The following is a 20,975-nucleotide window of genomic DNA, read 5'->3' as shown; positions in this document are numbered from 1 at the left end:
CCGCTTCCCTCCGCCGCACCGGGGGCGTCGCACCCCCCTCTGCCAAAGCCCTTGCCGTTTTGGCAGGGGGGCGGGCCGCCATCCCCCCAGGCGCGCCTTCCCGGGCAGCGCCCTTTTCGAGCGGGCGGCTCCGCCCGGTTTCGCCCTATCCCTCCCGCCAGGCGGCCTCCCGCTGGGCCAGGGCCTGCCAGAGCGCCTCCCCCTGCTCGGGGTGGTCCATGAGACCGCTGTAGGTGATGAAGTAGACGGTGTTCCCCCGCCGGGCGGCGCACTCGGCCCCGGCGCAGTAGGCCTCGTCAAAGCCGGGGGCCTGCACCGCGGCAAAGGCGCTGGGGTCCCGGGCAAGGGGCGCTTCGGCCAGCAGCAGGGGGAGGAGGGCCCGGGCCTCCCGCTCGCTCCCCAGGCGGTAGACCTGCTGGTAGAGCCAGGGGCTCTGCTCCCCCTCCCGTAAAAATTCGCGGGTCCGCCACTGCTCGGCTTGCAGGGAGCGGGTGTGGGAGAGGGTGCTCTCGCCCCCCTTTACCGGCAGGGTGGTGCGCTCCCCCCGGTGGCCCAGGTCGCCCAGCAGCAGATAGGGCCCCCGGGGGGTCTGGGGCAGAGGGGCGGGGCGGCCGGACGCCCACTGGACGGCGGCCAGGCAGGCAAAGGCGGCGCAGCCGGCCAGCAGCGCCCCGCGAACGGCCCGGTAGAGCCGCTGCCGCCTGCCCGGCGCGTGGTCCAGGGGGATCCCCCGGCGCAGCCGCCGGTAGAGAAGGCCGGTGCGCACCTCGCCGTAGAGCAGGGCGGTCAGTTCCCGCAGCAAAAAGAGGGCGAAGGCCGCCACCAGGGCGGTTTCGGTCACCCAGGCCAGCCGCAGGGAGACCGCCCACCGGCCTAGGGCGCTGCCGGCGCCGCCGAAGAGGGCGGCCCCCACCGCCAGTTGCAGGGCGGCCAACAGCAGAAAGGGCAGCCAGCCCAAGAGGTAGTTTCGCCGCAGGGCCTTCAGGGTGTCGGCCTGCTGGCGGGGGTCGCTGTAAAATTCGGGCGCGCCGCTGCCCTCGGGGGCGCAAAAGACGTTCACCAGCCCGCCCCGGCTCACAAAGCGCCAGCCGCAGGCCTCGTAGAGGGACCGCTGCTCCTCGGGTAGCTCGCTGCTCTCGTCAAAGACCCCGGGGCAGGAGAGCTCCACCCGGTAGCGCAGCCGGGCGGGCTCCCCCCGGCGAAAGCGGCTCAGCCAGGCCCCCCGCCTCTCCAACAGCCAGCCGCGGGCCGCCATCTCGGTGTAAAACTGCTCATTTTCCCCCAGGGCGTAGTCCCCGGGGTGAAACCGGTATCGCCTCTTCACTGGTACCCCTCCAATCTCGCTCCGCCCTCCACCATCTGTTTGAGCCGCCGGTACTCGCCCAGCAGGGCCCGGCGTCCGGCGGGGGTCAGGGCGTAGACCTTTCGCCGCGCCCCCTCGGCGGTCAGGGCGATGAGCCCCTCCTTTTTCATCCGCGCCAGCAGCCCGTAAAGGGTGCCTGGACCCATCTCCAACCGCCCGCCCGAGAGGGCGCGCACCCGCTGCATGACGGCGTAGCCGTGGCCCGGCTCGGTCAGGGCCAGCAGGGCGTAGTACATGGCCTCGCTCATGGGCTGTGTCTCGGCCACCGCGCTCCCCTCCTCTCCAACTATTATGCGACGCGATATATCGTCTGACAGAATAATGGCACAGATCGCCGCTGCTGGCAATAGGGAGGGGCCGGTCCGGGGAGAAGAGGGGAAACGCCCCTTCGCCTCCCCGACGCCCTGCAAGGAGGGGAGGGCAGAGGGCGCGAAAATCTCCCCTGTCCCCCATTTTTTTGCCGCGGGGATGCGGGGCCCATCTTTTCCCCTGCTTGGCAGGCAGGGCAAGGCGGGGGCGCGGCTCCCCAGCGCCCCTTTCCACCTTTTCCGACTGCGCGCGGGCGGCCTCTATTCCGGTTCGGCGTTCCCTTTTCAGGGGAACAGGCGGGGATGTCGCCCGAAAGAGGACGCGCCCACTCCCGGACCGCCGGTTTTCTCTGCGCGGGCGCTCCCCGACGGCGGCCATCCGAAGGGGGAGCTGTCGAGAGGCCCCGTGCCCTCTCCGGTCCTTTCCAGCCATTCCCGGGCGAACGCCCGCCCCGCCAGTCCCCCCCAAAAAAAGGGACAGACAGGCTGTATCCCAGCCTGTCTGTCCCTTGGAAGAGTCTACCGTTCAACATCCCCGTCCAGCAGGTAGACGTCTTTGCTGGACTGGTGGGCGGTGTAGGCGTAGAGGAGGATGACCCCGCCGTAAAAGACCAGCGGCGCCACCCAGGAGCCGGTCCAGTCGAACAGGGCGCCGAAGAGCAGCGGCCCCACCGCCGAGAGGAGGTAGCCCGCCGACTGGGCCATCCCCGAGATGGCGGCGGTCTCCTCCCCGCCCCGGCAGCGGCAGACGAAGAAGGAGAGGGCCAGGCTGAGGGAGGCGGTCTGGGCAAACCCCAGGCAGAGCAGGCAGGGGGTCAGCACCCAGAGCCCCCGCCCGAAGCAGAGCCCCAAAAAGCCCACCGCAAAGAGGGCGGTGACGGTGTCGGCGATCCGCCGCTGGTCCCGCCGCCGGTCGGCCAGCAGGGGGATGAAGAAGGCTGCGGGCAGCCCCACCAGCTGCATGGCCGTCAGCAGCCCGCCCGACTGCTCCACCGTCACCCCCCGCCCCAGGAGGATGGAGGGCAGCCAGGCGATGACGGCGTAGAAGAGGAGGGACTGGCTGCCCATGCAGAGGGTGATCTTCCAGGCCAGGGGGTCGCGGAGCATCTGCCGGAAGAGGTCGCCCCCGCCGCCGCCCTGCCTGTCCGCGCCCCCCTTTAGCTGGGGCAGCCAGAGGAGGGTGGCGGGCACCGCCAGCACCAGCAGCGAGGCCAGGGCGTTTTTCCAGCCCAGCCCCAGCCCGGCGGCCAGGGGGACGCTGACCCCCGAGCCCGCGGCGGCAAAGACCGACATGGCGGTGGTGTAGACGCTCATCATGGTGCCCGCGCGGGTGGGGAAGTCCTCCTTGATGATGCTGGGGATCAGCACGTTGCTCACCGCGATGCCCGAGCCGATGAGGAGGGTGCCCAGGTAGAGCCCCCAGACCCCGCAGTAGGAGCGGATGACCAGCCCGGCCACGGTGGCCACCATCCCCCCAAAGACGGCCTGAGGCCCGCCGAACCGGCGGCCGAGGCGGCTGACAAAGGGGGAGACCAACCCGAAGCAGAGCAGGGGCAGGGTGGTGATCATCCCCGTCCAGGTGCCCGAGAGGCCGGTGTCCCCCTGGATGGTGGGCACCAGCGGCCCCACCGAGGTGATGGGGGCGCGCAGGTTGCAGGCGATGAAGACGATGCCCAGGACCAGCAGGCTCTGTTTGCGCTTGTCGTTCAAGAGAGATCCGCTCCTTTTTCTATACACATCCTCCTCATTTTAGCACAGAGCAGCCCCCGGGGGGACAGCCTGGGCAAAAAAACGGCAAAAATTTCTCTGCCCGCCTTGCCATCCCCGCCGCCAGGCGGTAAGATGGGACAACACACCCCCAAGAGGGGAGAGGAGGAGAGAGATGGAAATCGACGTGAGACGGTTTCGGGAGGAGGACCTGCCGGCAGTGCACCGGCTGATCCTGCGGGCCCTGCGGGAGGTCAACGCCCGGGACTACCCCCCTGCGCGCATCGAGGAGATGGCCGCCGGCCTGGGCCCCGACACCCTGCGGGAGAGAGCCCGCCAGGGGCACAGCTATGTGGCCTGTCTGGGCGGGCAACCGGTGGGCTGCGGCACCGTGGCCCCCTACTGGGGTAGTGTGCGGGAGAGCATCCTCCTCACCGTCTTTATCTCCCCGGAGGCACAGGGCCGCGGGGTGGGGCGGGCGATCGTCCGGGCGCTGGAGGGGGACGGCTACTTTCTGCGCGCCCAGCGGGTGGAGGTGCCCGCCTCCCTCACCGCCTGGCCCTTCTACCAGAAGATGGGCTACCGCTTCAAGGGCGGGGCCATGCAGGTGGACGAGGGGGGCTGCGTGCGGATGGAGAAGTTCCCCCCGCAGGGAAGGGGGGAGAGGGAATGAGGCCGATCTCCATCTTGAACGCCACCGAGGGGAACCTGCAAAACCTCTCCCTGGACATCCCGCGGGAGAAGCTGGTGGTCCTCACTGGGCCTTCGGGTTCGGGCAAATCGACTTTGGCCGTCGATCTGCTCCACCGGGAGTGCCAGCGCCAGTACCTGGAGGCCATGGCCCTTCAGGGGATCGCCAAGCCGGGGGTGGAGCGGGTGAGCGGGCTCTGCCCGGCGGTGCTCATCGCCCCCCGCACCGGCACCGCCGGGCCCCGCTCCACCCTGGGGACGGCCACCGGCATCTACACCGACCTGCGGATGCTCTTTGAAAAGCTGGCCTGCCAGCCCTGTCCCCACTGCGGCCGGACCATCCGCCCGGCCCTCTACCCCCAGGAGGTGGAGCGGGTGGGGGACGAGTACCACAGTCACCTCCTCTGCCCCCACTGCGGCCGGCGGGTGCGGCTGTTGGGGCGCAGCGACTACTCCCACAACACCGAGGCGGGGGCCTGCGAGGGCTGCCGGGGGCTGGGGGTCTCGCTGCAGCCCGACCTGGGGCGGCTGCTGCGGGAGGACCGCGCCCTGGAAGAGGGGGCGGTGGTCCCCTGGGAGGGGCGCTACGGCGAGTACCAGGCCCAGCGATTTGGCCGGGCGGCCCAGCGCCTGCACATCCCCCTGAAGGAGGGGACCCCCCTCTCCGCCTACACCCCCCGGCAGCGGGCCCTCCTCTTGGAGGGGGACGGGAAGGGGGGCGATTTTGAGGGGGTGCTCCCCAACCTCTGGCGGCGCTACGCCGAAAAGAAGGGGGCCGCCTCCCGGCTGGAGGGGTACTTCACCCGCCAGACCTGCCCGGCCTGCGGCGGCGAGCGGCTGAAATCGGCCCCCCGCCGCGCCACCTTGGGGGGGATGCGGCTGCCCCAGTTGGCGGGCCTCTCCCTGGCCCGGCTGGCCGGGTGGCTGGCAGCGCTCGGCGGCCAACTGGAAGGCCCCGAGCGGGCCCTGGCCGCCCCCTACCTGCGGGATCTGGGGACCAAGCTGGGGCGGCTCGAGCGGCTGGGGCTGGGCTACCTGACCCTGGAGAGGCCCTCCGCCACCCTCTCGGGGGGCGAGAGCCAGCGCGTCCGCCTGGCCGCCGAGATCACCGGCATCCTCTACATCCTGGACGAGCCCACCGCCGGGCTGCACCCAGCGGATACGGCCGGTCTCATCGCCGCCCTGCGGGAGCTGCGGGACCGGGGGAACACCGTCCTGGTCATCGAGCACGATCTGGAGGTGATGGCCGCCGCCGACTGGGTCATCGACCTGGGGCCCGGGGCCGGGCGGCGGGGCGGGCGGCTCTGCGGCGCGGGCCCCCTGGAGCGGCTGCGGGGGATCGAGGGCTCCCCCACCGGCCGCTGGCTGCGGGCCGCCCACAGTCCCCCACCCGCCCGGCGCACTCCCGCGGGGGCGCTGCGGCTCTCCGGGGCGACCAGCCACAACCTGCGGGGGCTGACGGTGGATTTCCCCCTGGGCTGCCTCACGGCGGTGACCGGGGTCTCCGGCTCGGGGAAGACCAGCCTGGTCTTTGCCTCGCTGCAAGCGGCGCTGGAGGGGGACGCCTCCGCGGGCCGTCTGTCGGGACCGCGCCCCGGGCGGGTGGTGGCGGTGGGGCAGGAGCCTTTGGCCCGCTCCCGCCGCTCCTGCGCGGCCACCTATTCGGGGGTGTTCGCCCCCATCCGGGACCTCTTTGCCGCCCAGCCCGCGGCGCGGGAGGCGGGGCTGACGGCGGCGGACTTCTCCTTCAACAGTCCCGGGGGCCGGTGCGAGCACTGCCAGGGGCTGGGGGAGGTGAGCAGCAACCTCCTCTTCTTTGAGGACCTGCAACTGCCCTGCCCGGTCTGCGGGGGGCGGCGGTTTTCGCCGCCGGTGCTGGCGGTGCGCTGCCGGGGGAAGGACATCAGCCAGGTGCTGGAGCTGTCGGTGGACGAGGGGGCGGCCCTCTTTGCCGACCTGCCCGCCGTCGCCGGGCCCCTGGGGCTCCTCTCCGAGGCGGGGCTGGGCTACCTGCCCCTGGGACAGCCGTCCAGCGCCCTCTCGGGCGGGGAGTGCCAGCGGCTGAAACTGGCCTGTCAGCTCTGGGAGGGGCGGGGGGAGCAGGCCCTCTACCTGATCGACGAGCCCACCGCCGGGCTGCACCCGGCCGACGTGGACGGCTTTTTGCGCCTGTTGACCCGGCTGGTGGAGGGGGGCTCCACCGCCGTGGTGGTGGAGCACGATCTGCAGTTCATCGCCGCCTGCGACTGGGTCATCGACCTGGGCCCCGGAGGCGGGGAGGAGGGGGGCCGGCTGGTGGCGGCCGGCACGCCGGAGGAGGTGGCCCGGACCCCCGCCTCCCTCACCGGGCGGCATCTGGCCCCCTTTTTGCAGGGGATGAAACTGCCGACAAGCAAATAGAGACGCGGCTGGGAACAGGAGAGCAGGCGGCGGGGAAAACCCCGTCGCCTGCTCTTTTCTCGCCTGCAATCACCCCTGGGGGAGGGAAACATAGACTGGTGATGAGCATCCTCCACTTCACAAAACAAGGTACAGGTGATTGATATGGCTAGAATTTTGGTATACAACGTGGGCTCCAACCGGATGGAGACCTACAATCGGGGTGAAAACGACCCCATGCCCTACTCCTACGGGCGCACCCTGTTGGTCAAGGAGTTTCGGGGCTCCTCCCGCTCCAACACCCTCTGGACCAACACCGCCGCCATGGAGTCCTGGAACGCCACCCGCCGCTCCTGGGGGCAGGGGATCTACGTGGGCTACGCCTTCAAGCGCATCTGGGAGGGCGGCCACGGCCAGCAGAGCCAGCACTACGCCGGCGTCTCCTTTGACGTGGGGCAGAACCTGGGCAGCACCTGCCGGCGGTGGCTGCACAACCTGGCCCAGTCCCTGGGGGTCTGGGTCTATGTCGAGCCGCTGAGCATGACCCCCAGCTGGGTGCACTTTGACAAGCGCACCAACCCGCCGGCCTGCTCGGCGGGCTACCCCCTGCAGCGGGTGGGCAGCGCGGGCACCTATGTGCTGGTGCTGCAGGACGCCCTCAACGCCCTGGGCTACCGGGCGGGCTCGCTGGACGGCTACTTTGGCCAGAACACCCGCACCGCCGTGGTGAACTATCAGCGGCGCAACGGGCTGAGTGCCGACGGCATCGTCGGCTGTGCCACCTGGCGCCGCCTGGTCAGCGAGGTGGTGGGCATCGGCCGCACCCCCGGCGTGGTGGACTAGGGCCGGCTGCCGACAAAAAGAGAGAGGGGAAACGGCTTGTTTCCCCTCTCTCTTTGGGTTTGGTGGGTGTTTTCGATGGTGGGGGTCGCGGCACCGCCCACCGGCCTTGGAGCGGCAGCTCGGGATCGCTCCTCGGGAGGGGGAAGACGAAACCGTCAAAAGCGCCGAGGCCAAAGCCGCGATGCGAGTTGCCCTTCTTGTGCGGGGAGGGGCGCGCCACCGAGAGCCCGATTGCCACCCACTTTTTCAAGACAGAAGAGGACTTGAAAGCCGGGAGTAGAGGGCCGCAAGGCAGCGGGTTTTAGCCAATGCCCACTCCCACGAGCGAGGAGAGACTACACCCCTACTCTGGTTGCCAACAGCAACCTCTGATTTCAAACCATTCCCCCCACGCGAGGGGGAGACGGGGGTCGCGGCCTGTGCGACGACGGTCAAGCTCATTTCAATCCACTCCCCCTGCGTGAGAGGGAGACGGTGCAAGACACCGGCGGGGCCATCCAGGGCCAATTTCAATCCACTCCCCCTACGCGAGGAGGAGACCCGGCAAAAGCCCCTCTGATACATCCGCTCCATATTTCAATCCACTCCCCCTACGCGAGGAGGAGACAGCAAACATCTCCAAAAAAGGAGACTGTTTAATTGTCTTTACCATACAACTTCCCCAATCTGCTGTCAACCGCCCTGTCCGCCTACCCCTTGAGCGACCCTTTTTTCGCCCTGATTTTGGCGTTTTCCCGGTGCGAAGGGCCCGGGCGTTTTCTGTCTGCTTGCCCTTCGCACCCGCCGCGCAAGGGGAGACGACCTTGCCACAGAAAAAGAGCCGGGCACTCGCCGCCCAGCCCTCTTCCCTTTCCTTCGCGCAGCCGCCTTCCCACTTCAGCCCAGGGAAGGGGAGGGGACGCGCATGAAACGTTGCCCTTCCCCCCGACAGCAGCCGCCAAAACAACTGCCGGGGTGGGGAAAGGCCCCTTCCCAACAGTCTCCACCGCAACAGGTGTGATTGCCTTGTCACCGGGTGTCTGGCGAACGCTGTCCCGCCGCCTTCCCGCGCCAAAGACATGTCGGGGAGCCCGCTCGCCCAGGCCGACGCCCGGCGCACTGCCTGGCCGAAGGGCAGCGTTCCAACAAAACCGCCCCTGCCAGCCGGATGTCAAATTTTTCCGTCGCATCCCCCTGGCAGAGGCGGCCCTTTCACATCCCAATTTGCAGGGGAGAGAGGCGGTCGGGGTAGTGGGTCAGCCGTTGGCCTGCCCCAGCTCATGGGCGCGCTCGATGCAGCGCTGAATGCCGTAGGCCACCGCCGCGTCTAGCCCCTTGGCCTGAAAGCCCTCGATGCCGGCGATGGTGGTGCCCCCCTTGGAGCAGACTTTGGCGATGAGGTCGTCGATGTCTTCGCCGCTCTCCAGCATCATCCGCGCCGCGCCGATCAGGGTCTGACAGAACATCTCCTTGACCATCTCCCGCTCCAGCCCGTACTGGCTGATCTGATCGCAGAAGAGCTTGGCGTAGTAGTAGATGAAGGCGGGGGAGCTGGAGTTGGCCGGGATCACCTCGCTGAGCTTGTCGGCCGGCAGCTCCCACACCTTGCCGCTGGCGGCGAAGATCTGCTTGACAAACGCCAGCTGCTCGGCGGGGGTGTCCTCCTCCCGCCCCACGGCGGTGGCCCCCTCGGCAATCAGCAGGGGGGTGTTGGGCATCACCGGGATCACCACCAGCTCGGGCCGTCCCAGCGCCCGGCGGATGTAGTCGGCGGAGATGCCCGCCGCGATGGAGATGACCGCCGTCCCCTCCCGCAGGGCGGGGGCCGCTTCGGCCAGCACGTCGGCCATCTGCTGGGGCTTGACCGAGAGCACCAGGTAGTCGGCAAAGGCCACCAGCTCCCGGCAGTCGGCAAAGGCGCGGTGCCCCATGGCGGCAAAGTGCTCCAGCCGCTGCACGTTCACGTCGGTGACCCCGATCTGTTGCGGGGGCAGGAATTTGGTGCGGTCGATCCCCTTGACAATGGCCTCGGCCATGTTGCCGGCGCCGATGAATCCGATGGTTTTCATCACACATTCTCCCTTTCTCTGTGGGCGGCCGGGGACGGGGCCCGCAGCCGCAGAAGCTCTGTTCAAATGATACACGGATTTGGGGCGCAATACAAGGGCGGCGCTCGCCCCGGGACAAATTTGCCGGGCGGCAAAACAGCCAGAAGCGGCGGCCCTCGGCGGGCCGCCGCTTCTGACCGGTAAGAAACATGAGGAATGAAACACAAAGGCCGGTTGACACTTTGCACGCAGGCGTGTGTGGGAACGCCTGCCCAGAGCTGCCGTGCAATCGCCCTTCCCGCCGGCAGAGCACCCAGAGGAGGGGAGATTGGAGGTTAGCACTAACTAACTCTGTGCTCTCAATATAGCATTTGCAGGGAGGAATGTCAAGGCAGACGAGAAAAAAATGGGAGGATTTTTTGCCGGGACGGCTCTTGGCCCGGCCAGCTTGTTTTCCCACTGCTTTGGGGGCGGTGGGGGAGGAGATTTGACATCGGCGGGGGAGGGGTGGAACAGCTGTTGGCCAGAGGCGGCCCTCTGTGCCTGTCGCCCTCTTTGCGCCTCCATCTGTTTCCCCCCTTTGCCTCTGTCGGCCTGTTTTCCCCTTGTCTCTGTCCGCCCTCCTGTTCGTCTTTCTCTCCACTTTCGCCTGCCCCCCTTTGCCTTTCCACCTCTGGTGCTCACCGTTCTCTCTGGGCTCTGTCGGCACACCCTGCCTCTGTCCGCCCGCTTCTCCTTTCCACCGCTGTCGCCCGCCGTTTTCTACACGTTCTGTCCGTCTATCTTTTTCTCCGGCTTCTTCTCCACCTACTTTTCCCTCCGCCTCTGTCCGCCTGTCTTTCCCCTACCTCTCTCTGTCCGCTTCTCCTTTCCACCTCTGTCGCCCGCCGTTTTCTATGTGTTCTGGCAGCCTGCCTTTTCGCCGATTTCTCTCCGCCTGTTTTTTCCTTCGCCTCTCGCCGTCCGTCTTTCTCCCCCGCTTTCGTCCGCCCTTCTTTCCCTCTGGCCTCTGTCTGCACACTTTTTTCCACCTCTGTCTGTCCGCTTTTTCTTTCCCCTGTCACCCGCCGTTCTCTATGGTTTGCCCATCTGCCTTTCTCCGTCTGCCTTTTCCCTTCGCCCCTGTCTGCCCAATTTTCCTCTCCACCCCTGCACCCGCCTATTTCTCTCCACCTTCTCTCCATCCCTCTTTTCCCTGTCCCTGTCCGCCCGCCCGGCAGGAAAGAGGGGAGGCCCCTTGACATTTGAACAGTCGTTTGATAAACTGAATCGAACGACTGTTAGAGGAGGGATCTCATGGAACGGGAAAAGACGGGGGAGCGCATCCTGCAGGCTGCGCTGGAGCAGTTCGCCCAGCGGGGGTACCTGGCTGTGTCCATCCGCGACATCTGCGGGGCGGTGGGGATCAAGGAGGGCACCGTCTACTACCACTTCGCCGACAAGCGGGCCATCTTACAGGCGATCCTCGCCCGGTTTGAGGAGCAGGGCGACGGGCTCACCGAGACCCTTTTTGCCGCCCTGGGGGAGGGGATCGCCGCCCCTGTCTCGATGGAGGGGGTCTCCCGCCGCTTCTTTGAGGGGTATTTGATGGACCCCTTTTGCAACCGGGTGCTGCGGCTGTTGGCCATCGAGCAGCATCACGACGGCGAACTGCGCCGCCTCTACCGGGAGTGGCTCTTCGACCGCCCCCTGCGCATCCAGGAGGCGGCCTTCGCCCAGTTGCAGCGGCTAGGGCTGCTGGCGGGCGGGTCGGCGGCCGATCTGGCGGTGCGCTACTACGCGCCCATCTTTTTTTACACCCAGCGCTACCTCCTCTCGGGGGAGCTGACCGAGGAGAAAAAGGCCGCCTTCGGGGCGGCGGTGGGGCGGCAGTTGGCCGCCATGGAAAGGGGAGCTTGCTGAAATGGGCAACTACATCGTGACCGGGGGCAACCGGGGCATCGGCTACTATCTGACCGAGGGGCTGCTGGAAGGGGGGCACGCCGTGGCGGTGCTCGACCGGGAACTGGACGGCCTCGCCCCCCTGGCGGCCCGCTTTCCCGGCCGGCTGTGGCCCCTCCTCTGCGACGTCTCCCAGGAGGAAGAGGTGGCGCGCTCGGTGGACGAGGCGGCCCGGCTGCTGGGCGGGCTGGACGGGGCGGTGCACAACGCCTGCCTCTGCACCTTTGCCCCCGCCGGGGAGACCGGCGAGGAGACCTATCGGGCGGTGCTGGCGGTCAACTACTTCGGCGCCCTCCACCTGGCAAAAAGCGCCCTGCCCCACTTGGAGCGGACGGGGGGCGCCCTCTACTTCACCAGTTCGGGGGTGGGGGTCACCGGCTTTGGGGGGATCGCGCCCTACGCCTCCTCCAAGGGGGCCATCGAGGCGCTGGCCAAGTGCCTGCGCATCGAGCTGGCGGGGCGGGGCGTGGGGATGCACCTGCTCCACCCGCCCCTGACCGACACCCGTTCCGCCGCCCCCTTGCCGGTGCCCAAGGCCTTCTTCGCCGCCCCCGAAGCGGTGGGGAAGGGGCTGGCCCGGCGGCTGGGGAAGCGGAGCTTCGTCATCTGCCACTCCCCGGCGCAGCAGTTTCAGGTGCGGCTGTGCTACCTCTTCCCTTTGAAGATGGGGGCGATGATGGACCGGATGCTCCGCCGCGCCGCAGAGCAGGGGGAGTAGGCTGCCCCTCTTTCCCGGGAAATAAAAAAGAGCCGCCAGGCAGCCCTTTTTCGGCCGTGTGGCCCACCACCGGGCTGCGGCCGCAGAGACCAATTTTTTGCCGTCCGCCCCGGTCACCGTCCCGGCGGCGAGGGGCGGGCAGGGCCGTTTCGGTTTTTATTGTGCGGCAACAGGAGTCCACCAGCGGAATGGGGGAGCCCATATATGGGGGCAACGTCCCGCGATACTGGCCATGCCCCAAGGCGTTGGCCCGGCCTGCCAGCGGCGAGGGGATCTTTGCTTGCCGCCCGTGAATGGGCCCACCTGTTCTCTTCCTGCCTGCCGGTCTGCAACTGGGTTTCCTTTGGCAGACCGCACTTTTGCAGTGTCAAACGGGAGTTCCCTTTCTCACGCATCGCGAAAGCCCTTCTGCGCCCCCAGCACAGCCGGGCGTTTTCTCAGATGACCAAAAAAAGAGCGCCCGGCGGAGCCTGTCCGCTGGGCGCCCTCTGTGTTTTAGGACTGTTTTTCCCGCTTGGCGTTGTAGCGCTTGACGATTTGGTTGTAGATGAAGATGCCGATGAGGGAGAGCGCCCCCGCCACCGCAAAGGCGATGATGGAGTTGCCCGCCTGTCCCTTGATGAGGAGGGAGCCCGCCAGGGTCGAGGTGACGATGGAGGGGATGCGGGCGATGGAGGAGATGATGAAGAACCGCAGCGGGTGGATGGGGGTCAGCCCGGCCACATAGGTGAGGATGTCCTTGGGAGTGCCGGGGATGAAGAAGAGGAGGAAGGTCAGCTTTTCAAAGCTGTTTTTGTCGTTCAAAAATTTTAGTTTGTGCAGCTTTTCCTCGGAGAAGAAGTTGTGCACGAAGTCCCGCCCCAGCCACTTGACCAAAAAGAAGACCAAGATGGAGCCTATAAAGCAGCCCAGCATGCACATCAGCAGCCCGGGGACGGTGCCGTACATCATCCCCGCCAGCACCTCGATGGGCTCGCCGGGGATGAAGGCCACCACGATCTGCAAAACTTGGATGGCCAGGAAGACAAAGACCCCGGCCGGGCCGAAGCCGTCGATGTACTCGCGGATGAGCTCGCTGGCGTCGGGTTTGCCCAGCATCCCCAGCACCGGGGCAAAGGCCCAGAGGGCCAGCCCGCAGAGGGCCAGCACCACCAGCACCGCGGCGATTTTGAAGTGGCGGGAATTCACCCTGTTTTTGGTCGTCTCTTTCATACCGATCCTTCTTTAATTGGAATTTGTGGGGCGGCCAGCCAGCCTTCGCCAGCCCAGCCAAAAAGTTGAGGGGTTTTTGCCGAACCCTGGGGGGACAATACTACCGTCGCACCCGGCGGGAGGTGTCCCGAATGAAAAAATGGTTTGCAATTTGCGCCGTGGCGGCGCTGGCGCTGGCCTTCATCGTCCCCAGGACCGCCCGGGCGGAGTATTTCGCCCCCGGCCAGGAGGACCGATTGGAGGACTACAACCTCACCTATAAAACCACCACCGTCTCGGTGGGGGAGGAAGTGGGGGAGGAGACCGCCCGCAAAATCAACAGCGAACTCCAATACGCGGCCTTTGACAACCTGGCGTCGGTCAACGCCCAGGCCAATACCCTGGCCTACACCGACCAGCGGGCTGAAGGCAGCTACACCCAAACGATCACCCGGCAGACCCCGGCATTTGTCAGCGTGCGCTGTGCGCGCAGCTTCTCGGTAGAGGGGCAGCCCGTATACAGCGACGCGACGGGGGCTGTGTACAGCCTCACCACAGGCGAGCGCCTGGCCCTTGGCGACTTGTTTACCGATTCAAGTGACTATCTGAGCATAGTGAAAAATGAAATGGAACGGCAACTCGACCACCCGGCCGGACTGGAGGGCGACCAGCCCTTCTACCTCACCGATACCCAGCTTGTCGTCCTCTGCAAGACGGGGGAACAGGAATCCATGCAGCGGCAGGAGCACGAGGTGAACATCCCCCTCGAGCGCCTGCAGGGGCTGCTGAAAGAAGAATACCGATAGGTGCGACGGTGGACAGCCTGGGGGCTGTCCATTTTTTTGCCCTAGATCGCGCAGCCCAGGCAGTGCTCCTCGCTGCAGCAGTCCAGCCGGCAGAGAACGATCTGGCCGGTTGCGAGTCCCTCGCCCTTGATGCGCACCGGGGTGTAGTTTTTGGTGTAGCCCTCGAAGGAGCCGTTCTCCCGCTGCCGCTCCAGCAGCACCTCCTCGGTGCGGCCCACCTGTTCCTTTAAAAAGGCGGCCTTGCAGCGCTCGGCCTCGGCGGCCAGGCGGCGGTTTCGCTCCTCCTTCACCCGGGCGGGCAGTTGGCCGGGCAGCGCGGCCGCCCGGGTGCCCTCTCTCCGGGAGTAGGGGAAACAGTGCACCCGGGCAAAGCCCACCTCTCTGACAAAGGCCAGGGACTGCAAGAAGTGCTCCTCGCTCTCGCCGGGGAAGCCGACGATGATGTCGGTGGTGATGGAGGGGTTTTCAAAGTGGTTGCGGATGAAGCGGACGATCTCCAGGTACTCCTCAGTGGTGTAGTGGCGGTTCATCTGCCGCAGGATGGCGTCGCACCCGCTCTGGAGCGAGAGGTGAAACTGGGGGCAGAACTTGGGCTGGGCGGCCAGGCGCATCATGTCCTCGTCGGTGAGCAGCTCCGGCTCGAGGGAGCCCAGCCGCACCCGCTCGATGCCCTCCACCGAGCAGGCGCACTCGGCGGCGTCGATGAGGCGCAGCCCCAGGTCCTTGCCGTAGCAGGGGAGGTTGATGCCCACCAGCACCACCTCCCGGTACCCGTTTTGGGCCAGCACCGACAGCTCGCGGCGGATGGCCTCCAGCGGTTTGGAGCGCACCCGCCCCCGGGCGGTGGGGATGATGCAGTAGGAGCAGTAGTGGTCGCACCCGTCCTGGATTTTGACAAAGGCGCGGGTGTGCTCCCCAAAGTCCTGCACCTGCATCTCCTCAAAGCCCTCGCCGGGGGTGTGCTCGGCGATCTCGACGATGCGGCTTTTCTCGCTGATGGCCCGCAGCGTCAACTCGACGAGCCGGTTTTTGTTCCCCGCGCCGGTGACCACATCGATGCCGGGCAGGGCCTTGGCCTTTTCGGGAAAGGCCTGGGGGAAACAGCCGGTGAGCACCACCACCGCGTCGGGGTTTTCCCGGCGGAAGCGGGCCAGCCGGTTGCGGGTCTTCTTGTCGCCGGTGGCCGTCACCGTGCAGGAGTTGACCACAAAGACATCGGCCTTTTCCTCCGGCCCGGCCAGCTCGAAGCCGGCCTTTTGAAACTGGGCGGCAATGGCCTGGGTCTCGTACTGGTTGACCTTGCAGCCCAGGGTGTAAAAGGAAACTCTCATCTGCTCTACCAACTTTCCCTTGTCATTAGTCTAACCGCTCTTTTGGTCAAAACAGCGAGCGGATTTCTTACATTTTTCTTGCAGCCGCCCCCGGTCGAAGGGGGTCGCACCGGGGCGAAAAGAGGGGGCGGCTTTTGCAAACTGCCCAAAAAACAGTTCTTATTATTATACATAAAAATGCAGCTGAAAACAACAAAGTCGGTTGCGAAAAGGAGGGGGGTAGTATATAATGGATGAAAGAAGTAAGGAGGCAGCGAGACGATGACACAAGTAAAGGTGTTTTTCAAAAGGGCTGACGACATCAAGAGCTTTATCCACAGCCTGTCCAAATACGACGCGACCGCCACCATTGGAGAGCCTGAAAACCGGGTGAACGCCAAGTCCATCATCGGCATTTTCAGCCAGGACCTCTCGAAGCCCCTGCTGCTGACCATCGACTGCGACCACTGCCCGGAGGTCTTGGACGACATCCGTCAATTCATTGTGGAATAAAATCGCCTTGCGGCGATTTTTTCTGTTTATAAGCGACTTTTTCATCCCCTCGCCTCATATCCATTGGCAAGAGGTGATAGGGAATGAAGAAACTGGCAGCCGCCCTGGTGTCGGCGGCGCTGCTGTTGAGCGCGGCGCCGGCCTTTGCATACGAAGATGTGACCACCACCAATTTTGACCTGCTGGGGGAGGGGGGCGAACAGCCCGTGGTCGCCGCCTCCCCCGCGCCGGAAGGGGCCATCAACATCAACGCCAAGTCGGCCATCTTGCTGGAGCAGAGCACTGGGCAGGTGCTCTACGAGCAGTCCGCCGACGAGCCGATGCCCCCGGCGTCCATCACCAAGGTGATGACCCTCCTTTTGGTGATGGAGGCCATCGACGCCGGCAAGTTCGGCTACGACGACATGGTCAGCGCCAGCGACTACGCCTGCAAGATGGGGGGCAGCCAGATCTGGCTGGAACCCGGCGAGCAGATGAGCGTGAACGACCTCATCAAGGCCACCGCCATCTCCTCGGCCAACGACGCGGCCGCCGCCCTGGGCGAATACGTGGCCGGCTCTCCCGAGGCCTTTGTGGCCCTGATGAACCAGCGGGCCCAGGAACTGGGGATGGCGAACACCCACTTTGAAAACCCCAACGGCCTCGACGCGGTGGGCCACGTCTCCACCGCCCGGGACATCGCCATCATGAGCTGTGAGCTCCTCAAGCACCCGGACATCAAAAAGTACAGCACCGTCTGGATGGACTCCCTGCGGGGCGGGGCGACCCAACTGGTCAACACCAACAAGCTGGTGCGCTTTTACGACGGCTGCGTGGGCCTCAAGACCGGCACCACCGACGGGGCGGGCAGCTGCCTCTCGGCCGCGGCCGAGCGGGGCGGCCTCTCCCTGGTGGCGGTGGTGATGGGCTGCCCCACCTCCAACGACCGCTTCAACGGCGCCAAGGCCCTGCTGGACTACGGCTTCGCCAACTACGAGATGGCCACCCTGCAACTGCCCGAAACCGCCCCCACCACCCTGAAGGTCAAGGGCGGGGTCACCGGCGAAGTGCCCCTGCGCTACGGCAGCGACGGCACCTTTTTGGTGAAAAAGGGCAGCGGGGCCAAGATCGTGCAGGCGGTGCAGATCGCCGAGGACGTCACCGCCCCGGTGGAGGAAGGGCAGAAACTGGGGGTGGTGGAACTCTCGCTGGACGGCGAAAAAATCGGCGAATACCCGGTCACCGCCGCCGCCCCGGTGGCCAAGATGGACTTTTTGACCGGCTACCAAATTCTGCTGAAATACTTATTTGTGATGCGCTGATTTGGCGGTTTTTTACAAAAAATATCTTTTGCATACAAGCATACTTGACAGTATTGCTTAGATATATTACAATCGAATCAACCAATAAGGGGGAAGTAAAATGGCAGTGAAATGCAATACCAACTACCTGGCAAACTTTATCCGCCCGGAGGAGTACGAGGGGATGCAGCACCTGGTCTGCGCCGCCCACCAGACCCTCCACGAAAAATCCGGTCTGGGCAACGACTTCCTGGGCTGGGTCGACCTGCCCACCAACTACGACAAGGCCGAGTTCGAGAGGATCAAGGCCGCTGCCAAGAAGATCCAGCAGCAGTCCAAGGTGCTGGTGGTCATCGGCATCGGCGGCTCCTACCTGGGGGCCCGCGCCGCCATCGAGTACATTGGGAGCAACAACTACAACGCCCTGGCGAAGGACACCCCGCAGATCTACTTTGTGGGCAACACCATCTCGCCCAGCTACTTAAACGACATCCTCGCCATCTGCGAGGGGGTCGACTTCTCGGTCAACGTCATCTCCAAGTCCGGCACCACCACCGAGCCGGCCCTGGCCTTCCGGGTCTTTAAAGAGCTGCTCGAAAAGCGCTACGGTCCCGAGGGCGCGAAGGAGCGCATCTACTCCACCACCGACAAGGCCCGCGGCACCCTCAAAGAGCTCTCCGACCGCAACGGCTACGAGACCTTCGTCATCCCCGACGACGTGGGCGGCCGCTACTCGGTGCTCACCCCGGTGGGGCTGCTCCCCATCGCCGTGGCGGGCTGCGACATCGACGCGGTGATGGCCGGCGCCAAAGAGGCGCAGGACGCCTTTACCGACCCCAACCTTGCGAAAAACGACTGCTACAAGTACGCGGCGATCCGCAACATCCTCTACAACAAGGGCTACTCGGTCGAGATCATGGCCAGCTACGAGCCCTCCTACGGGCAGATGAACGAGTGGTTCAAACAGCTCTACGGCGAGAGCGAGGGCAAGGACCACAAGGCCCTCTACCCCTCCAGCGTCATCTTCTCCACCGACCTGCACTCCCTGGGTCAGTACATCCAGGACGGGCGGCGGCAGCTGTTTGAGACGGTCATCGACTTCGCCGAACCCAAGAGCGACTTCTTCATCCCCGAGGACCCCGAAAACCTCGACGGGCTGAACTTCCTCTCGGGGCAGAACATGTCCAACGTCAACAAAAAGGCCATGCAGGGCACCATCCTCGCCCACGTCAAGGGCGGCGTCCCCAATGTGGTCCTCCAAATCGACAAGATGGACGCCCGCTCCTTTGGCTACCTGGTCTACTTCTTGGAGAAGGCCTGCGCCATCTCCGGCTACCTGTTGGGGGTCAACCCCTTCGACCAGCCCGGGGTGGAGAGCTACAAGAAGAACATGTTCGCCCTGCTGGGCAAACCCGGCTACGAGGACCTGCGGGAAGAGCTGGTCAAAGAAATTCAGGAATAGTCCCCACCCCATTCCGGGGCGGGACCAAAATATAGGAGGTACACCACTATGATAAAACTCATTGTTGGCAGCAGAGGCTCGGGCAAGACCAAAAAACTCCTTGAGCAGATCAACGACGCAGCAAAAACTTCAGCTGGAAATGTGGTATGCTTGGACAAAACCCTGAAACTCCGGTACGATGTGGACTCCAATGTCCGCCTGGTGGACATGGACGCCTACGGCATCTGCGGTTTTGATATCTTCTACGGCTTCATCCTGGGCCTGATGGCCGGCAACTACGACATCACCCATGTCTTTGTGGATTCCATCCTCAAGGTGGGCGGCCCCGAGAAGGACTTGGAGGGGCTGGGCGCCATGTTCGACAAACTCTCCGGCGTGGCCGAGATCAAGGACGTGAACCTGGTCTTCACCGTCTCCGCTGACGAGAACACGCTCCCCGAGAACATGAAAAAGTACCTGTGACCTCCGTTTTATAAGACCCCTTTCAGAGCCCGCCCGGGCCGCGTCGAAATGCGCGCCGGGCGGGCTCTTTTCTGCGCTGGAGAGAGGGGGAGAGGCGCCCGCCCGAGAGGGGTCTGAGCAAAAGAGCAAAAGATCAAACGGATAAAAGGAAAAATCGACCGGTGGTCCCGGCGCGCCGGCTTTCTGGCGCTTACCCGCCCTCCGGCGGCTCAAGGCCCTGGGCCAACGAGACCAGCGCCGCCCGGTCGGTCAGCAGATAGCCGCCCCCCTCTTTTTTCAGGTACCCCCTGGACACGAAATCGGCCAACACGTAGAGCAGGTGGCGGTAGCTGACCCCCAGGTATTCGGCGGCGTGGGTGTGCTTTTCGGCGTACCAGCCGTCCGGCGCGGCCAACAGCAGAAAGTGGGCCAGCCGGTTTTCCAGAGGAAAGCCCTTGTTTTGGGAGAGGGAGAGGACGGTGCGGACATTCTTGCCCCCCAAATAGACGCAGAGACGCCGCAAAAACCGGGGGTCGCCCAACAGCCGCTCCCGGCACTCCTCGACCGGCAGGGCCAGGCAGTAGCAGCCGCAGAGGGCCTGCACCGCCCGGGAACTGCGCTGCACCCCGATGAGTTCCATCTCCCCCACAAAGCAGGGGGCGCGAAAGAAGTCGATGAGCGAGACCTTGCCGTTTGGCAGGGTCATGTAGAGTTTGGCCCGCCCGGCGACCAGGTAGTAGAGGAAGGCGGGCTGGACCCCCTCCTCGACGATGTACTCCCCGGCTTCCAGGTGGTAGAGCCGGGCATACTGTTGGGCGGGGAAGGAGAAGCAGTCCAAAAAGTCGGACTGGCGCAAAAAACGGTCCAGCAGGGGCTGGTCGTCGACCAAGACCACAGGGCATCCCTCCTTGATGTGAGAAATCTCATACCCAGTATAGCGCGGGGACTGCTACACTACAACTGTAAAGAGAGCCGCGCAGCCGCCAGGCCGCGCCCGACGAGAGAGGAAGGAATGTTGATGATGCGACAGAAAATCATTTTGGACTGCGACCCCGGTCACGACGACGCCATTGCCCTGATGGTGGCGGCTCGGCACCCGGCCATCGAACTGTTGGGGGTCACGGTGGTGGCGGGCAACCAGACGCTGGAGAAGACCCTGCCCAACGCCTTACACCTCTGCCAGCACCTGGGGCTCGATGTCCCGGTCTACGCGGGGATGCCCCGCCCCCTGGTGCGCGAGCAGGTGGTGGCGGCCAACATCCACGGCGAGAGCGGGTTGGACGGCCCGGTGTTCGCCCCCTCACCCGGCAGGCGGAAAAGACCCCGGCGGTGCGCTACCTCATCGACACCCTGCTGGCCTCCGACGGGGACATTGCCCTGGTGCCGGTGGGGCCCCTCACCAACATCGCGGTGGCCATCCGCAGCGAGCCCCGCATCCTGCAAAAGATCCAGCGCATCGTCCTCATGGGCGGGGCTTACGGGCTGGGCAACACCACCCCCGCCGCCGAGTTCAACATCTACGCCGACCCCGAGGCCGCCCACGTGGTGTTCTCCTCCGGGGTGCCCATCGTGATGATGGGGCTGGACCTGACCAACCAGACCGCCTGCACCATGGACGTCATTGAGCGGATGGAGGGGTTTGACAACGTGGGCGGCCGGCTCTTCGGCGACATCATGCGCTTCACCTGGAAGACCCAGCACGAGGCCTACGGCCTGGACGGGGGCCCGGTGCACGATGTCACCTGTGTGGCCTACTTCATCGACCCCACCATCTTCACCCTCAAGGAGATGTATGTGGAGGTGGACCGGAGCGGCGGCCCCAGCTACGGCCGCACCGTCTGCGACTACTTCGGCACCACCGGCAAGCCCGCCAACTGCCAGGTGGGCATCACCCTGGACGGCGGCCGCTTCTGGGACCTGGTGGCCGACTGCGTGGCCCGGTACAACTAAGCTCCTCCCTCCCCGCCCCGGGGGGGGCCCCCCCAACCCCCCCCCC

Annotated in this window: 17 protein-coding genes and 1 pseudogene; 11 read left to right on the top strand and 7 right to left on the bottom strand. The window is 65.6% G+C overall.

Translation table 11 applies throughout. The features are described from left to right. Nucleotides 1–145 precede the first annotated feature (145 nt). From GT748_RS01330 to GT748_RS01320, 3 genes are all read right to left on the bottom strand, one after another. Nucleotides 146–1,324, bottom strand: a complete 1,179-nt coding sequence (locus GT748_RS01330; protein ID WP_073260925.1) for a DUF2812 domain-containing protein — start codon at nt 1,322–1,324, stop codon at nt 146–148. Then, nucleotides 1,321–1,629 carry a PadR family transcriptional regulator gene (locus GT748_RS01325; protein WP_368033970.1) on the bottom strand — a complete coding sequence of 103 codons (309 nt, stop codon included), beginning with the start codon at nt 1,627–1,629 and terminating at the stop codon, nt 1,321–1,323. Before GT748_RS01325 ends, GT748_RS01330 begins: the two co-directional genes overlap by 4 nt. A 561-nt stretch (nt 1,630–2,190) precedes the next feature. Then, nucleotides 2,191–3,381 carry a CynX/NimT family MFS transporter gene (locus GT748_RS01320; protein WP_021659848.1) on the bottom strand — a complete coding sequence of 397 codons (1,191 nt, stop codon included), beginning with the start codon at nt 3,379–3,381 and terminating at the stop codon, nt 2,191–2,193. A 172-nt stretch (nt 3,382–3,553) separates the two neighbouring features. Here GT748_RS01320 and GT748_RS01315 point away from each other — a divergent pair, with 172 nt between their 5' ends. The 3 genes from GT748_RS01315 (at nt 3,554) to GT748_RS01305 (ending at nt 7,290) form a co-directional block, all read left to right on the top strand. Further along, nucleotides 3,554–4,051 carry a GNAT family N-acetyltransferase gene (locus GT748_RS01315; RefSeq protein WP_021659850.1) on the top strand — a complete coding sequence of 166 codons (498 nt, stop codon included), beginning with the start codon at nt 3,554–3,556 and terminating at the stop codon, nt 4,049–4,051. After that, nucleotides 4,048–6,468 (top strand): excinuclease ABC subunit UvrA, encoded by a 2,421-nt coding sequence (locus tag GT748_RS01310; protein WP_073260927.1) that lies wholly within the window; start codon nt 4,048–4,050, stop codon nt 6,466–6,468. Before GT748_RS01315 ends, GT748_RS01310 begins: the two co-directional genes overlap by 4 nt. 144 nt (nt 6,469–6,612) lie before the next feature. Then, nucleotides 6,613–7,290, top strand: a complete 678-nt coding sequence (locus GT748_RS01305; protein ID WP_021660908.1) for a peptidoglycan-binding domain-containing protein — start codon at nt 6,613–6,615, stop codon at nt 7,288–7,290. Between the two features lie 1,235 nt (nt 7,291–8,525). On the opposite strand, the gene proC is transcribed toward GT748_RS01305, so the two are convergent. Next, on the bottom strand, nt 8,526–9,338 hold the full coding sequence (gene proC / locus GT748_RS01300) for a pyrroline-5-carboxylate reductase (RefSeq protein ID WP_021660910.1): 813 nt from the start codon (nt 9,336–9,338) through the stop codon (nt 8,526–8,528). Between the two features lie 1,275 nt (nt 9,339–10,613). Here proC and GT748_RS01295 point away from each other — a divergent pair. Further along, on the top strand, nt 10,614–11,219 hold the full coding sequence (locus tag GT748_RS01295) for a TetR/AcrR family transcriptional regulator (protein ID WP_021660914.1): 606 nt from the start codon (nt 10,614–10,616) through the stop codon (nt 11,217–11,219). 1 nt (nt 11,220) lies between these two features. Then, nucleotides 11,221–11,976, top strand: a complete 756-nt coding sequence (locus GT748_RS01290) for an SDR family NAD(P)-dependent oxidoreductase (RefSeq protein ID WP_021660915.1) — start codon at nt 11,221–11,223, stop codon at nt 11,974–11,976. A 495-nt stretch (nt 11,977–12,471) separates the two neighbouring features. On the opposite strand, the gene GT748_RS01285 is transcribed toward GT748_RS01290, so the two are convergent. Next, a complete protein-coding gene (locus tag GT748_RS01285) occupies nt 12,472–13,188 on the bottom strand; it encodes a TVP38/TMEM64 family protein (protein ID WP_021660916.1) in 717 nt (238 codons plus the stop codon). A 131-nt stretch (nt 13,189–13,319) separates the two neighbouring features. Here GT748_RS01285 and GT748_RS01280 point away from each other — a divergent pair, with 131 nt between their 5' ends. Then, on the top strand, nt 13,320–13,973 hold the full coding sequence (locus GT748_RS01280; protein ID WP_021660917.1) for a DUF3298 domain-containing protein: 654 nt from the start codon (nt 13,320–13,322) through the stop codon (nt 13,971–13,973). 41 nt (nt 13,974–14,014) lie between these two features. Here the strand turns inward: GT748_RS01280 and mtaB are convergent, their stop codons facing one another. Next, a complete protein-coding gene (gene mtaB, locus GT748_RS01275; protein WP_021660918.1) occupies nt 14,015–15,304 on the bottom strand; it encodes a tRNA (N(6)-L-threonylcarbamoyladenosine(37)-C(2))-methylthiotransferase MtaB in 1,290 nt (429 codons plus the stop codon). Nucleotides 15,305–15,565: 261 nt separating this feature from the next. Between mtaB and GT748_RS01270 the strand changes: the two genes are divergently transcribed. The 4 genes from GT748_RS01270 (at nt 15,566) to GT748_RS01255 (ending at nt 19,000) form a co-directional block, all read left to right on the top strand. Further along, nucleotides 15,566–15,796 (top strand): HPr family phosphocarrier protein, encoded by a 231-nt coding sequence (locus GT748_RS01270; RefSeq protein WP_021660920.1) that lies wholly within the window; start codon nt 15,566–15,568, stop codon nt 15,794–15,796. Nucleotides 15,797–15,879: 83 nt separating this feature from the next. Then, a complete protein-coding gene (locus GT748_RS01265; RefSeq protein ID WP_021660921.1) occupies nt 15,880–17,097 on the top strand; it encodes a D-alanyl-D-alanine carboxypeptidase family protein in 1,218 nt (405 codons plus the stop codon). Nucleotides 17,098–17,197: 100 nt separating this feature from the next. Further along, on the top strand, nt 17,198–18,538 hold the full coding sequence (locus GT748_RS01260) for a glucose-6-phosphate isomerase (protein WP_161213293.1): 1,341 nt from the start codon (nt 17,198–17,200) through the stop codon (nt 18,536–18,538). Between the two features lie 48 nt (nt 18,539–18,586). Further along, nucleotides 18,587–19,000 (top strand): hypothetical protein, encoded by a 414-nt coding sequence (locus tag GT748_RS01255; protein ID WP_021660923.1) that lies wholly within the window; start codon nt 18,587–18,589, stop codon nt 18,998–19,000. A gap of 190 nt (nt 19,001–19,190) precedes the next feature. Here the strand turns inward: GT748_RS01255 and yeiL are convergent, their stop codons facing one another. Next, on the bottom strand, nt 19,191–19,874 hold the full coding sequence (yeiL, locus tag GT748_RS01250) for a transcriptional regulator YeiL (RefSeq protein ID WP_021660924.1): 684 nt from the start codon (nt 19,872–19,874) through the stop codon (nt 19,191–19,193). Nucleotides 19,875–19,991: 117 nt separating this feature from the next. Between yeiL and rihB the strand changes: the two are divergent. Further along, nucleotides 19,992–20,929: pseudogene (gene rihB / locus GT748_RS01245) on the top strand (ribosylpyrimidine nucleosidase). Nucleotides 20,930–20,975 lie beyond the last annotated feature (46 nt).

It is taken from the genome of Bittarella massiliensis (ex Durand et al. 2017) (assembly GCF_009876955.1).
Taxonomy (GTDB): Bacteria; Bacillota; Clostridia; order Oscillospirales; family Ruminococcaceae; genus Bittarella; species Bittarella massiliensis.
This window is presented reverse-complemented; position numbering and strand designations above follow the sequence as displayed.